We start from the raw sequence: 13,456 nt of genomic DNA, 5'->3' as shown, positions 1-13,456 counted from the left end.
CTTACCCAATGTTGGCCAGAAGCCGTTGAAGGCTTCCTCGAACAGGCCTCATACATAGATGCAACCGGGTAGCAGTGTTCAAAAAGCAGGTTGAACGTGGGGGCGAGTCCATACATAGCAGCTGGCGCAGCCTGCGTTCGGCTGCGCAGCAGTCGTGAAATCAGGCAATGCGGTGTTTCAGAAAAACCTCGCACTCAGGTTTTACGACTGCTGCGCAGCCGAACGCAGGCTTCGCCAGCTGCTACAGGTCGCGTTGTGGGCCTGCCCTCCCGCTCGCGCAAAAGGAAAAAGTACATGAGCACTCTCGTGGAATCGACCGGCAAAGCACCGGTAAAAATGCAAGTCGGGGTCAAACTGCGCGGTGCAGAAAAGGTTGCGCGAATTCCGGTGAAGATCATCCCGACCGATGAGTTCCCACGCAAACCCGACTGGATTCGCGTACGCATTCCGATCTCCCCCGAGGTCAACCGGATCAAACAGCTGCTGCGCAAACACAAGCTGCACAGCGTCTGTGAAGAAGCCTCCTGCCCGAACCTCGGCGAATGTTTTTCCGGTGGCACGGCGACTTTCATGATCATGGGTGACATCTGCACCCGCCGTTGCCCGTTCTGCGATGTGGGCCACGGCCGTCCAAAACCGCTGGACACCGAAGAGCCGATGAACCTCGCCGTGGCCATCGCCGACCTGCGCCTGAAGTACGTGGTCATCACCTCGGTGGACCGCGACGACTTGCGCGACGGCGGCGCCCAGCATTTCGTCGATTGCCTGCGCGAAATCCGCAAGCTGTCGCCGGGCGTGCAGCTGGAAACCCTGGTGCCGGATTACCGTGGTCGCATGGACGTCGCCCTGGCGATTACCGCCACTGAGCCACCCGATGTGTTCAACCATAATCTTGAGACCGTTCCGCGCTTGTACAAAGCCGCGCGGCCGGGCTCGGATTTCGAGTGGTCGCTGGATCTAATGCAGAAGTTCAAGCTAATGGTCCCGCATGTACCCACCAAATCCGGCCTGATGCTGGGCCTTGGCGAGACCGACGAGGAAGTCATCGAAGTCATGCAGCGCATGCGTGAGCACGATATCGACATGCTCACCCTCGGCCAGTACCTGCAACCGTCTCGCAGTCACTTGCCGGTCCAGCGTTTCGTGCACCCGGACGTGTTCGCCTGGTTCGCCGAGGAAGGTACGCGGATGGGCTTCAAGAACGTTGCGTCCGGTCCCCTGGTGCGCTCGTCCTACCATGCGGACCAACAAGTTCAGCGGGCAACGAACACTGTGGATTCCCTCCTTACTGCTGGATTCGATTCCCCTTGAAAGCCTCATGCCGCGCCTCGTAGACGACCAATAAACGCCATCCTTGAAGCAGTCTTTGCCAACCCGTCCGGTGGTGCCCGATCGTTGAGCGGGACCGCCGGACAAGTCCGCGGACTCAGCCCTTGGCCGCCATCGCCGTGACTTCCACGCGCATGCCTTCAACTGCCAGGGAGGCCACGCCAACGGCGGCCCGAACCGGCCAGGGCTTGGCGAAGAAGCGCTGGTAGACCTCGTTGAAGGCGGCGCGATCGGCCATGTCGGTGAGGTAGATGGTCAGATGCAGAACCCGATCCATGGAACTGCCGGCGTGCTCGAGCGCTACCTTGAGCGCCTGCAGGGTGCATTCGCTCTGCAGGGTGATGTCGCCCAGTTCCAGGCTGCCGTTGGCGCGGGTGGGGATCTGAGTGGAGACCAGCAGGCCACCGAAACCGGCGACATCCGAGGAGATGGAATCCGGATCAGGATCGGGGAGAAACGTGAGGTCGTGGTTTGCCATGGGTGTCTCTTGCCTGAGGGGGTAAATCGGCTGTCGAGTATATAGCGGCACCCAGGGAAAGGTCATTCCAGCAGCGAGACCAGGCGCGGCTCAATTGAGGTCTCAAACACCTCAAGCAGAGCCAGCGTCACCGGCAGCTTGAAGCGCCGGCGTCCCGCGCTGCCGGGATTGAGATAGAGCTGTTCGCCGCGCCATTCTATGCGGGGCTTGTGCGAGTGGCCGGTGATCACCAGCCTTATGCCTGCATCAAGCACGGCTGGGATATCGGCACTGTCATGTACCAGCAAGGTCTGCCATCCGTTCAGGTCGAAACATAAGCAGTCGGCGAGATTTTCTGCCCAAGGGGCGTCCAGATCATTGTTCCCGCGGACCACGTGCAGCGGGGCTATTGATGCCAGTTGATCGAGGATTTCGGGGTTGCCGATGTCGCCCGCGTGAATAATCCGTTCACAACCCTGCAGTGCAGCAAGGGCTTCAGCGCGGAGCAAGCCATGGGTATCGGAAATCACGCCGACTTTCATGCAGCGCTCCAGACCCGGTTCAAGCATCGGCACCTACTCCTCAAAGCGACCGGTGGCGTCACGGTCGCGCTCGTATCGTCTAGTGAGCGGAAACGGCGGCAACCAGGACTCGCGACGCACGATCCAGCTTTCGTAGGTTGGCATCAGTTGGTCAGGGGCATCCAGGGATCCCAGGTTCACTTCGATTTCGTCGTCGGTGCGCGCAAAAACGGACGAGCCGCAGCGGGGACAGAAAAACCGCCCGGCGTAGTCGCGTGTTTCGCCTTCGATCGTCACCGCACTCTGAGGGAATATCGCGCAAGCTTGAAAAAGCGCCCCATGATGCTTGCGGCAGTCGAGACAGTGACAAAGGCCGACCCGATAAGGGAGTCCCGACGCCTCAATTCGGACGTTGCCGCACAGGCAACCCCCCGTGAATCGCTCCATGCTGCGTCTCCTCTAAAATCAAACGGTCGGAATGTGATCCCCCGACTCAAGGCGCATTAACCACGACATAAGTCACATCGCTGCCCTGATACTGCGGTTGATACCAGGTTGAACCGCACTGCATGTAAGCCGTGTTGTACTGGATGACTTGCACGCAACTGGGGGGCAATTGCGCTGGCGTGAAGATCGACCCGACCACTGCCGCTGTCACCGCGACCGTTGCGGTGACGGCCGCCGCCGTGGCAATCGGATGGTAGTGATCGTCGTAGCCATAGCGGCCATTCCCGTCGACGTCGATGTCCACGTCGCGGCTGTTGTCGATGTTGACGTTACGGTTGCTGTTGTTGACGTTGGTTCGGTTGCCGACCGTGTTTGCGGTATTGGCCCGATTGCCCGCGTTGACGTTGGTAGCGCGTTGCGCGGTATTACCGGTGTTGATGCGCTGAGCCCTTGGGGCCGAGGGCGGTGGCGCACGATTGACCGATGCCCTGGCGTGCCCTTGGGCGCGCTGGGGTCGGGCGTCCACATAAGTGACCAGGCTCAGCGTCAGTACCGAGGTGGTTACGAGCGATAACAACAGGCTCCACGACACCGTCCTGTTCATGTCATTCCCCTCCCTGATCACTGACTTTCTTCAAAGGAATCGCCACATCGCCCTTACGCGGTGCGAAGGTGAAGATCGAGTCCTTGATGCCCGGCTTCAGGTTCCAGCGATACACCGCGCTGTATTCCGGAAAACCCGGCTCATCGGTGGTAGTGATCACCAGTTTGCACGGCAACGGCTTGTCGGATCGGGTGATCCACAACTGCCAGTCAACGCCCTCCTGCCGAAAGGCCAGGTGATCACACAATTGCCCCTTGATCGTCGACGGGCCGACGTATAGCGCCTCTTTCAGCGCATCGATCTGTGTCTGATCGCTGCCAAACAGAAACAGATCCTCCATGGGCACCTGAATCCCGTAATGGTGTTCTATCAAGTGCAGCGTATCGGAGACTTCAGGCGGTGCATCCACGGTGGTGTAGTACTTGAGAAACGGTGAATACTGGGTCAGTTTCTTGCCGTTGTAGAAGAACTCTCGCGTTCGCACATCGCCCTCCGTCTTGGCATACATCCGATCGCGACCCACCACTTTCAAGACCGTAGAGGCCTCGGTCTTGATCTTCTGGCCAGACTCCAGAACGGTATCCCGGGACACTTCGGCGTCTACCTGAAACGTCGGCAGACTGCGTAGGTAGGTGCCCATATCGATGAGTTTATCGACCACTTGCGGGTTGATCGTCGGGGTGACGTCCGGTGTTGGCGGATCCTCGGCACGAGCGCCCGGGGCCAGCGCAAGGGTCAACAACAGGCAGACAACACTCGCGTTGGCTTTCATTGATCCCGCTCCTTGGCCTGTGCACGACTTTTAAGCCTAGACCCGGCGTGACCCGTTCGCCAGAAGGGCTCAAAACCCTATGGGCAAACCTGATTGGAGCACTCTATGATTGAACCCCATGACCACCACGCCTCCGATCCGTCAACCCTGCCCGCCCGGCGCCTGCGACTGCGGGCGTGACCCGCTGCTGGAAACACCGGGTGCGGACGTGCGCATCCTGTTTCTGACCCGATCGGAAGAAAAGCGCCTGGTCGAACGCCTGGAAAACCTCCAGAGCCTGAGTGACCTCGAGCGTCTGCAACAGCGGATGTATGAGCAGTTGGGCATCCGCGTAGACATCGTCCCCAGTTTCAACGAAGTACGCACCATGCGCGGTATCGGTATTAACCTTAGCGAGCAACCGGGGCTATGCCGCAAAACCCGTCAGTCGATCCCGGCCGCGATTCGTCGCGCACTGGAGAAGCGCCCGGAGATTGCCTACGAGCTGCTCAACGCCAACGACCTGTTACGCGATGCGTGAACTCAACCCCATGAACGTCGTCCTCGAATTCCCCGTCACGGACGACATACTGACGTCATTCGCGCTGGTGATCGGCTCTGATCTGCAGGGCTATCGCAATCACATTTATCGGGTGCTGAACTTCTATATCGCGATCAGCGGCATCACCGGTTTGCCGTCCGAAACCGTGCAGATCGCGGCGGCCTTTCATGATCTGGGCATCTGGACCGACCGGACCCTCGACTATCTGGAACCGTCGGTTCGCCTGGCTGAGGGTTATCTCGCCGACCGGCAACTGTCGCACCTGAGCAGCGAAGTCACGGCACTGATCCAGGAACACCACAAAGTACGGCCCTATGGTGCCGCCCATGCACTCAGCGTCGAGCCCTTCCGGCGAGCCGATGTCATTGATGTAACCCTCGGCACGGTGACATTCGGCCTGCCACGGGAATTCATCAAAACGGTGAAGTCGACGTTTCCCAATCATGGGTTTCACAGGATGCTGATCAGGCTGACTGCACGACAATTCCTTCGTACTCCCCTACGGCCAATGCCGATGTTTCGTTGGTGATACAGGTGTCATCCACGGACTGATACAAAGGCAACGAAACAGGATCAGCGGTCATACGCAGAGTCTGGCCTGCTGCTATGCCTTCTCATGGGAGCAGTGGTTTCAAGCCAGTCAGGGATGAAGCTGGACACTCAAGCGTGACCGTGGTCCCGGCACCCGCCAGGTGCGCGAAGAGCAACAGGTGCCAATCCGTAGCAGGAGGTGGCAAATGTTATTCATAGTCAATTGGTCTATCAATTCGGCAAATCGTAACAGCGCGATCGGGCGTTTCCTCAAGACCGGGGGGGCTCCACCCGCTGGCGTCAAAATGCTGGGACGCTGGCACGCCGTCGGTGGTGCATCCGGTTTTGGCGTGGCAGAGGCCAGTGATCCGGCAGCGATTCAGAAGTGGGTGCTGGAATGGAGCGACCTCATGACCATGGAGGTCCAGGCGGCACTGACCGATGAACAGATAGCGCCGCTGCTGGCGGCCGCTGTCGGCAAGCAATAGTTGTTGAGGCGGCGAGCCGGGCTTGCCGCCTCATGCCCTCCCGCACGTCGAACAACACATTCCCTATGGCCGATCCTGGCACGGATTGAGGACTTCGTCTGGTTGAAATATCAGCGATCGTCTGAATCCACAACTCTGCTGTAAAGCCCATGAAACAAAGATCTGCGGCTGAAAAACAAATGACTGGATATTTCACGATTCGTACCTACGCTCTTTGCGGGGGATCCAATTTTTTCATGGGCGGTCGGGGGCTCGTCTCAAGGTACTCACGCTACTGCGCAGGAGCTCGACATGAACCGGACAACGTTATCAACGGCATTCGCTGTATCAGTACTGTTGGCTGCAATGGTTCTCCCCGGCATCACTCAAGCTGCCGACAAAACAACCCCCAACATTGTCGTCATCATGGGTGACGATATTGGCTGGTCCAATATCGGTGTCTACAACCAGGGCATGATGGCCGGTCGAACACCCAACCTCGACCAGCTCGCCGCTGAAGGCATGCGCTTTACCGACTATTACGCCGAGGCCAGTTGTACCGCCGGGCGCGCCAACTTCATTACCGGCGAACTGCCGATCCGTACCGGAATGACCACTGTCGGGCAGGCCGGTTCTCCCATTGGTATTCCCGCCGAAGCCGTCACCATCGCCACCACACTCAAGTCCATGGGTTACTCCACCGGCCAGTTCGGCAAGAACCACTTGGGCGACTTGAATCAGTTCCTGCCGACCGTGCATGGTTTCGACGAGTTCTTCGGCTATCTCTATCACCTCGACGCCATGGAAGATCCGGCGCACCCCAATTACCCGCAAGATCTTCTGCCCACCGTTGGCCCACGGAACATGGTTCACAGCTGGGCCACGACGACTGACGATACGACCGTGATGCCGCGCTGGGGCAAGGTCGGCAAACAGAAAATCGAAGACGCGGGCACCCTCTATCCGGAGCGGATGAAAACCGTCGACGACGAAATTCGCGACAAAGCCTTCACCTTCATCGACAAGGCCAAGCAAGACAACAAACCGTTCTTCCTGTGGCTCAACCCGACCCGCATGCACATCGTCACTCACCTCTCCGACAAGTACCAAGCCATGCGCAACGCGCAAAATGGCTGGTCGGAACAGGAAGCCGGCATGGCGCAGATCGACGACATCGTTGGCGACGTGATGGCCAAGCTGAAAAAAGACGGCATGGATGACAACACCATCGTGATTTTCACCACGGACAACGGCGCTGAAAACTTTACCTGGCCGGATGGCGGCACCACGCCGTTTGCCATGGGTAAAGGCACGGTGATGGAAGGTGGTTTCCGGGCTCCGGCGATCATTCGCTGGCCGGGCAAGGTACCTGCTAACCAGGTGGCCAACGGCATCATGTCAGGCATGGACTGGTTCCCGACCCTGGTCGCGGCGGCGGGCAACCCGAACATCACCGCAGAATTGCTCAAGGGCAAACAACTGGGCGATACCAATTACAAAGTGCACCTGGACGGCTATGACCAGACACCGATGATTACCGGCAAAGGTCCATCGAATCGTCATGAGATCTTCTACTTCGGCGAAAGCACGCTGGGCGCTATCCGTATCGATGACTTCAAGTACCGCTTCATTGACCAGCCTGGTGGCTGGCTAGGGGCAAAAACCACGCTGGACGTGCCGGCCCTGACCAACCTGCGTCTCGACCCGTTCGAACGCGCCGGATGGCCGGAAAACATGGCGGCCAATGGTTCGCTGGAGTATTTCGAGTGGTTCAAATTCCAGTTCTGGCGCTTCGTGTTTGTGCAGCAGCAGGTGGTCAAACTGGCTGAAACAGCGGTTGAGTTCCCGCCCATGCAAAAAGGCGCGAGCTTCAACCTCGAGGCCGTCAAAGCCAAGATCGAAGCAGCCCGGGCGGCCATGGGCAAGTAAGGAGTTGAATTCGCGGGGGGCAGCGCTCGCCACCCGCGTCCATGACGGACATTTGCTGAGGTAACCCATGCAGAAAAAAACATCCGCCCTGCCCGCCATTACCCTGTGTGCCCTGTGCAGTCAGCACGTTTACGCCGGCGGCATCATGCTCTACGAAATCGGCACCGATAACGCCGGCCTGGCCAACGCCGGTGCCGCGGCCCGTGCTCAAGGCCCCTCGACCATCGCCAGTAACCCGGCCGGCATGAGTTATCTGCCCGGCACACAGATCACCGGTGGTTTGCAGGTTCTCTACGGCGACCTGAGCTTCGATCGCGACTCGAACACCAACGGCACCGGAACGGGTAGTGGCAACGCCCTCGACCCGATTCCCGGTGGCAGTTTCTTCATCAGCCATCAATTCGACGACCACTGGAGCATTGGCTTCGGCCAGTACGCTGACTTTGGCCTGGCGGTCAATTACGACAACGAATGGTCCGGGCGCTACTTCGCGCAAGACGCCAGCCTCGCCGGTTTGTCTTTCGTGCCCAGCGTGGCATATCGCTTTAACGAGCAATGGTCGGTGGGCGTCGGCGTGAAAGCCATGTACGGCATGCTGCAAGCCCAAACCGCGATCGACCGCGCGCCTTTCGGCTTCACCGACCGCAGCGACGGCCAGTTCAAGTACAAAGACAACGATTGGGGTTTTGGCGCGAACGTGGGAGTGATCTATGCCCCACAACCCGGGACCCGCATTGGCCTGGCCTACACCAGCAAGGTCGATCTGGACTTCGAGGACGGGCTGGACGTCAAAGGCGACGGGCCCGCGCTGGAGCGCCTGGACGGCCTGAACACCCAACTCGACATGACCGTGCCGCAAACGGCAACACTGAGTCTGTTCCAGCAACTCGACCCGCAATGGGCCTTGCTGGCCTCGGTCAACTGGCAGGACTGGTCAGAGTTTGGCGATATCGCGGTGCAAGTCGACACCACCGCGTTTGGCGCTCAATCGACGACGGTCGACGCCCATTTCAAAGACACCTGGCAACTGGCGCTCGGTGCGCAGTATCAGGCCACACCGCAATGGCTGTGGAACGTCGGTGTGGCGTACGACAGCAGCGCCGTTTCGGACGGAAACCGAACTTTTACCGTGCCCATGGGCGAATCCTGGCGCATTGCGGCCGGAGCCACCTATGCTCTGAACAAGGTCACCGACATTAATGTCAGCTGGGCCATGGTCTGGTTGGGCGATATGCCAGTGGACCAGACCAAATCCACGTCGGGTATTCGAACTTCCGGCGAGTTCGACAATGCCTGGATTCAGGCTTTGACCGGCAACATGACCTGGCGCTTCTGATGCCCTGCTACTGAAAAAAACGACTTAATCCATGGAGCGAACACCACTATGAACTTGTCCCGAAAACTGTTTATTGGCGCTGCGCTGGCCAGCCTGCTGCTCGGCGGTTGCACCTCGAAAGTCACCGAGCGTGAGCAGTATTCCGGTTTCCTGTCCAACTACAACAACCTGGAAGAAGTGACGACCACCAGTGGCGAGAAAGCCATGCGCTGGGTGAGCCCGTCATGGAACCCGAATGCGTATGACACCGTGGCCTTCAACAAGCTGGAGCTGTACCCGGCGCCCAAGCCCACTGAGCGGGTGAACCAGCAAACCCTTGACGAGTTGCAGAGCTACATGACCAGCAAGGCCAAAGGCGTGCTGGGCCAGAAATATCGGGTGGTGTCGAGCGCGAAATCAGCGCCGACCGGTTCAAAACCCCTGATCCTGCGCGCGGCGATCACCGGAGTGAGTGCCTCCAACGAAGGCATGAAATGGTACGAAGTGGTGCCGATCGCGGCTGTAGTCGGAGCGACACAGGCCGCCACCGGTCACCGGGATCAGGACACCAACCTGTTCATCGAGGCTGAGTTCATCGACGCAAGAACCAATCAAACTGTGGCCAAAGTGGTGCGCAAGGTATTTGGCAGCCAACTGTCGAACGAGAGCCAGAAGATCACCACCAAGGATTTCAAAGTGGCGATCGACAAGCTGACCAGTGACCTACAGGCATTCATCAAGTAACCCCCCTTGTAGGAGCTGCCGCAGGCTGCGATCTTTTGATCTCGATTTTGTCGGTGTAACAACCGTCGCCAAGATCGCAGGCTACGCCAGCTCCTACACCGATCATGTTCACCCCAACCGCTATTTTTTCATTCCGACCCGCCGCCGCATTTCGGCGGTGATCGACTGCCGGGTTTTCTTCAGATCCGCCCAAGGCTCATCACCGACCTCGGCCAGACGTTCATGCACAGTGTGCACGGTCCACTGATTGCCACCCTTGAGTTCAGCCACCTCTTCGCGAAAGATCGGCACCGACACCGGCAGCCCTTCGCGGGTGCGTACGGCGTAGGCACAGATGGTCGTGGCGCCCAGACCGTTGCGCAGGTAATCGATGAAGATCCGCCCTACCCGGTTCTTCGGTCCTGACACAGCGGAAAAACGCTCCGGCAGCAACTTGGCCATGTGGCTGACAATCGCGTGGCTGAAGTCCTTCACCTCATCCCAACCCAGCTTGCGGGTCAGTGGCACCACCAGGTGAATCCCTTTGCCGCCACTGGTCTTGAGGAACGCCCTGAGCCCCAATTCATCGAGTACCGAGAGGGTCAGTTGAGTCGCCTCGACCATGCTTTTCCAGGGCAGCGCCGGGTCCGGGTCGAGGTCGAGGACGAAGCGGTCGGGTTTGTCGAGGTTGTCCGAGGTGGCGTTCCAGGTGTGCAACTCGACGGTGCTCATCTGCACGGCGCCGACCAGCGCTTCGGCGTTGTTGATGATCATCACCGGTTGACCGGTGAGTGCCTTGTCCAGGGTGGTGATTCCCGGAATGGCCAGGTGCTCGGCGTTCTTCTGGAAAAACAGTTCGCCGGCGATGCCGTCCGGGGCGCGTACCAGCGCCACGGGCCGGTCCTTGAGCTCGGGCAAAATCCATTCGGCGACGCTGGCGTAATACTCCGCCAGTTGCACTTTGGTGGTGCCGCTGCTGGCGTCGATCACCCGGTCCGGGTGAGTGATGCGGACCTTGCCCTCGCCCAGGCCGATTTGTGAGGGCGCGGGCGCGGCTTTCTTTTTGGCAGGGGTGGAAGGTTTTTCGGCAGTGGTTTTTTTCGCGGTTGAAGTCTTCACGGCTTTCGGACGCTCCTCGGTAATGTCTTCGGCAGGTTTGTCGTCACGCAGGCCATGGAACACGGCGTGACGGACGGAACCTTCTTTGGTCATTTCGGCATAGGCGACCTCAGCCAGCAACGTGGGCTTGAGCCAGTGCACACCCTTGGCGTCAAAACCGCTCGGCGGGTTGACCACTGAAATCTTTTTGGTCTGCAACGGTTTCAGTTGCTCGTAAATGCGCTTGAGCGTCGTCTCGTTGAACCCGGTGCCGACCTTGCCCGAGTAACGCAACTCACCGCTGTCGCGGTCATGCAACCCAAGCAGCAGCGCACCGAAGGCATTGCGCGAGCCTTTCGGGTCGGTGAAGCCGACGACCACAAATTCCTGCCGATGCTTGCACTTGAGCTTGATCCAGTCGCTGCTGCGTCGCGACACGTAAGGCGAGCCCAGACGCTTGCCGATCAACCCTTCCATCTGCATTTGACAGGCGCTGTTGAGCAGCGCTTCCGGTTCTTCGCTAAAGGCATCGGAGAAGCGCAGCAGCGGGTCCTTGTTGGGGTTGAGCACGGTCGACAGCGCCACCCTTCGCTCCTCGACAGGTACCTCGCGCAGGTCCACGCCGTTGAGGTAAGGCATGTCGAACAGGTAGTAGACGATGTTGCCGCTGCGGCCCGAGTCGAAGGCGTTTTGCAAGGCCTGGAAGTCCGGCACGCCCTGCTCGTCGGCGACCACCATTTCCCCGTCGAGCCAGGCGGATTCGAGGCCTAGCGCCGTCAACGCCTCGGCTTGTCTGGGCAGTTTTTGGGTCCAGTCGTGGCCGTTGCGGGTGAACAGTTTGACCTCGTCGTGGTCGATGCGCGCCATGATCCGATAGCCGTCGAACTTGATCTCATAGCTCCACTCGCCGCCCGGGGCTTTTTCGACCAGCGTCGCCAGTTCCGGTTTGAGCAGGTCAGGCAATTTGGCTTTGCGGGCGCCCGTCAATGGCGCCGACTTTTCCTTGCGCGCCGGGGTAGCGGGTTTTTTGACAGGTTTGGGTTTGGCAGCGGTCTTCGCCTTTTTGGCAACGATGGTCCGGTCACTGAGCACGCTGTCGGGCTCGGCGGCGACCACGTCGTAATCGCTTTCGGGTTTGGCCGCGCCGTCCTGATGCTTGATCAGAAACCATTGCTCCTGCTTGCCCGGCATGTGCGTGCGCACCAGGTTCCACAGGCCGCCGAGCTTCTCGCCTTTTAGCTCGAATTTGAGCTTGCCCTTGGCGTAAGCCTCGGCCGGATCGTCCTGGGGAATCCATACCCCCCGGTCCCAGACAATCACCTCGCCGGCGCCGTAATGCCCTTCGGGAATGCTGCCCTCGAAGGTGGCGTAATCCATCGGATGGTCCTCGACGTGCACCGCCAGGCGCTTGACCTTGGGGTCCAGTGACGGGCCTTTGGGCACTGCCCAGCTTTTCAGCGCGCCATCGAGCTCCAGGCGAAAGTCGTAATGCAGGTGCGACGCGTCGTGCTTCTGGATGCAGAACTGCAAGGCATGGTCTTTCACGTTTTTTTTGCCCGACCGTTTGCCAGCGGCCGGTTCAGCGGTCGCCGAGAAATCACGCATGCGATTGTAATCGTCCAGGCTCCTGCTCATGGCGCACCGGCTGACGTAACGGTGCCCCCGATGCCCGGGCCGATCCGCGTGACGATCAATGCGACGACGGCAATGCGTTCTACCCGCTGATAGCCAGGGGTCAACAGTTCTTCACCGAACACATCGGGGTCGAGTTCGTGGTAGGTCCAGCCGAACATCGGCGATTCCAGATACGGAGTCACCGCATCCAGAAACGGGTCGAGACCATCGATCATCGCCACGCCGGTGTACAGCACCAGGGAGCCACCGGGGGCCAAGCGATACAGGGCTTGCTCGACAATGCGCAACGACAACTGCGCGCCCAGCACCCCGCCGCCATGCCGGTAAGCACGCTCGGTCGGGTCGGCCATGTAGGGCGGATTGGCGACGATCAAGTCGAAGTGGCCGTCGACGTCCTGCAGCACGTCGCTGGCCTCGATGCTGACGTTGGCCACCTCGGCGAGCGCGACGTTGACCGCCGTCATGCGCAACGCCAACGGGTTGATGTCAACGGCCAGCACTTCGGCCTCACGGCGTGCGCGGGCAATCACAATCGCTCCGACGCCAGCGCCGCAGCCGATGTCCACGGCGCGCCTGATCGGCGCGAAGCTCTGTTGCAGATGGGTGTGAATCAGTTGTGCAAAACGATAAGTGTCAGGGCCGAAGAACACCGCGTCAGCGGCATCAGTGGGGTAACCCGAATGCACGAACAACAGGTCATCGAGGCTTGACCAGCGCACATGACTTTTCAGTCGACCATTGCATTCCTCTAGGACGCCTGCCTGTTGCAACTGCCGCTGCTCATCCACCGACAACAGACCGGGATCAAACCACCGCGACCAACCGAATACTTCGCGCAGGGTCCGGGCGCTTTGCCCGAAGACGCGATCATTGACCCGCTGATGGGTCAGCGGCGTTGGCGTGATGAAACGGTAACCGTCGGCCTGCAAGCGGCGCCCCAATTGCAGCAGGGCCAGGTCCGCGGCGCTAAGCTGTGCTTCCTGATTCATGAAGGGCACCCTATCGAAAACCGGATTTGCTCGTCGGCGGCAAGCCCTTTAAGTGTAGCGTGCAGGCATTGGACATCCGGGTCATTGGCGGGGCTCAA

At 59.6% G+C, this 13,456-nt stretch carries 14 protein-coding genes; 7 read left to right on the top strand and 7 right to left on the bottom strand.

All coding sequences use genetic code 11. From position 1 onward, the window contains the following. Positions 1-294: 294 nt before the first annotated feature. Positions 295-1,311 carry a lipoyl synthase gene (gene lipA, locus KGB23_RS27535; RefSeq protein ID WP_223433327.1) on the top strand — a complete coding sequence of 339 codons (1,017 nt, stop codon included), beginning with the start codon at positions 295-297 and terminating at the stop codon, positions 1,309-1,311. 115 nt (positions 1,312-1,426) lie between these two features. Here the strand turns inward: lipA and KGB23_RS27530 are convergent, their stop codons facing one another. From KGB23_RS27530 to KGB23_RS27510, 5 genes are all read right to left on the bottom strand, one after another. After that, entirely contained in the window at positions 1,427-1,807 is a 381-nt protein-coding gene (locus KGB23_RS27530; RefSeq protein WP_223433326.1) for a RidA family protein, read from the bottom strand. 62 nt (positions 1,808-1,869) lie between these two features. Then, entirely contained in the window at positions 1,870-2,328 is a 459-nt protein-coding gene (locus KGB23_RS27525; protein WP_223433330.1) for a metallophosphoesterase family protein, read from the bottom strand. A gap of 33 nt (positions 2,329-2,361) precedes the next feature. Beyond that, positions 2,362-2,754 carry a GFA family protein gene (locus KGB23_RS27520; protein ID WP_095131633.1) on the bottom strand — a complete coding sequence of 131 codons (393 nt, stop codon included), beginning with the start codon at positions 2,752-2,754 and terminating at the stop codon, positions 2,362-2,364. A gap of 46 nt (positions 2,755-2,800) precedes the next feature. After that, on the bottom strand, positions 2,801-3,358 hold the full coding sequence (locus KGB23_RS27515; RefSeq protein ID WP_223433325.1) for a hypothetical protein: 558 nt from the start codon (positions 3,356-3,358) through the stop codon (positions 2,801-2,803). 1 nt (position 3,359) lies between these two features. Beyond that, positions 3,360-4,130, bottom strand: a complete 771-nt coding sequence (locus tag KGB23_RS27510) for a DUF2092 domain-containing protein (RefSeq protein ID WP_223433324.1) — start codon at positions 4,128-4,130, stop codon at positions 3,360-3,362. A 118-nt stretch (positions 4,131-4,248) separates the two neighbouring features. Between KGB23_RS27510 and KGB23_RS27505 the strand changes: the two genes are divergently transcribed. The 6 genes from KGB23_RS27505 to KGB23_RS27480 all read left to right on the top strand — a co-directional run bounded on the left by KGB23_RS27505 (position 4,249) and on the right by KGB23_RS27480 (position 9,657). Continuing rightward, positions 4,249-4,650 carry a hypothetical protein gene (locus KGB23_RS27505; protein WP_223433323.1) on the top strand — a complete coding sequence of 134 codons (402 nt, stop codon included), beginning with the start codon at positions 4,249-4,251 and terminating at the stop codon, positions 4,648-4,650. After that, on the top strand, positions 4,643-5,200 hold the full coding sequence (locus KGB23_RS27500; RefSeq protein ID WP_223433322.1) for an HD domain-containing protein: 558 nt from the start codon (positions 4,643-4,645) through the stop codon (positions 5,198-5,200). Before KGB23_RS27505 ends, KGB23_RS27500 begins: the two co-directional genes overlap by 8 nt. Positions 5,201-5,408: 208 nt before the next feature. Next, on the top strand, positions 5,409-5,690 hold the full coding sequence (locus tag KGB23_RS27495; protein WP_223433321.1) for a DUF3303 domain-containing protein: 282 nt from the start codon (positions 5,409-5,411) through the stop codon (positions 5,688-5,690). Positions 5,691-5,981: 291 nt separating this feature from the next. Next, positions 5,982-7,598 (top strand): arylsulfatase, encoded by a 1,617-nt coding sequence (locus KGB23_RS27490; RefSeq protein WP_223433320.1) that lies wholly within the window; start codon positions 5,982-5,984, stop codon positions 7,596-7,598. 67 nt (positions 7,599-7,665) lie between these two features. Next, positions 7,666-8,934, top strand: coding sequence for an OmpP1/FadL family transporter (locus KGB23_RS27485; RefSeq protein WP_223433319.1), 1,269 nt, complete (start codon positions 7,666-7,668; stop codon positions 8,932-8,934). A 48-nt stretch (positions 8,935-8,982) separates the two neighbouring features. Continuing rightward, a complete protein-coding gene (locus KGB23_RS27480) occupies positions 8,983-9,657 on the top strand; it encodes a DUF3313 domain-containing protein (RefSeq protein WP_223433318.1) in 675 nt (224 codons plus the stop codon). A gap of 120 nt (positions 9,658-9,777) precedes the next feature. Here KGB23_RS27480 and ligD read toward each other — a convergent pair whose 3' ends face one another. Further along, positions 9,778-12,369, bottom strand: coding sequence for a DNA ligase D (ligD, locus tag KGB23_RS27475; RefSeq protein WP_223433317.1), 2,592 nt, complete (start codon positions 12,367-12,369; stop codon positions 9,778-9,780). Then, positions 12,366-13,358, bottom strand: a complete 993-nt coding sequence (locus KGB23_RS27470; protein WP_223433316.1) for a methyltransferase — start codon at positions 13,356-13,358, stop codon at positions 12,366-12,368. The genes ligD and KGB23_RS27470 overlap by 4 nt, the downstream gene beginning before the upstream one ends. Positions 13,359-13,456: the final 98 nt, after the last annotated feature.

The sequence above is a fragment of the Pseudomonas sp. GL-B-26 genome (genome assembly GCF_019947405.1).
Taxonomy (GTDB): domain Bacteria; phylum Pseudomonadota; class Gammaproteobacteria; order Pseudomonadales; family Pseudomonadaceae; genus Aquipseudomonas.
This window is presented reverse-complemented; position numbering and strand designations above follow the sequence as displayed.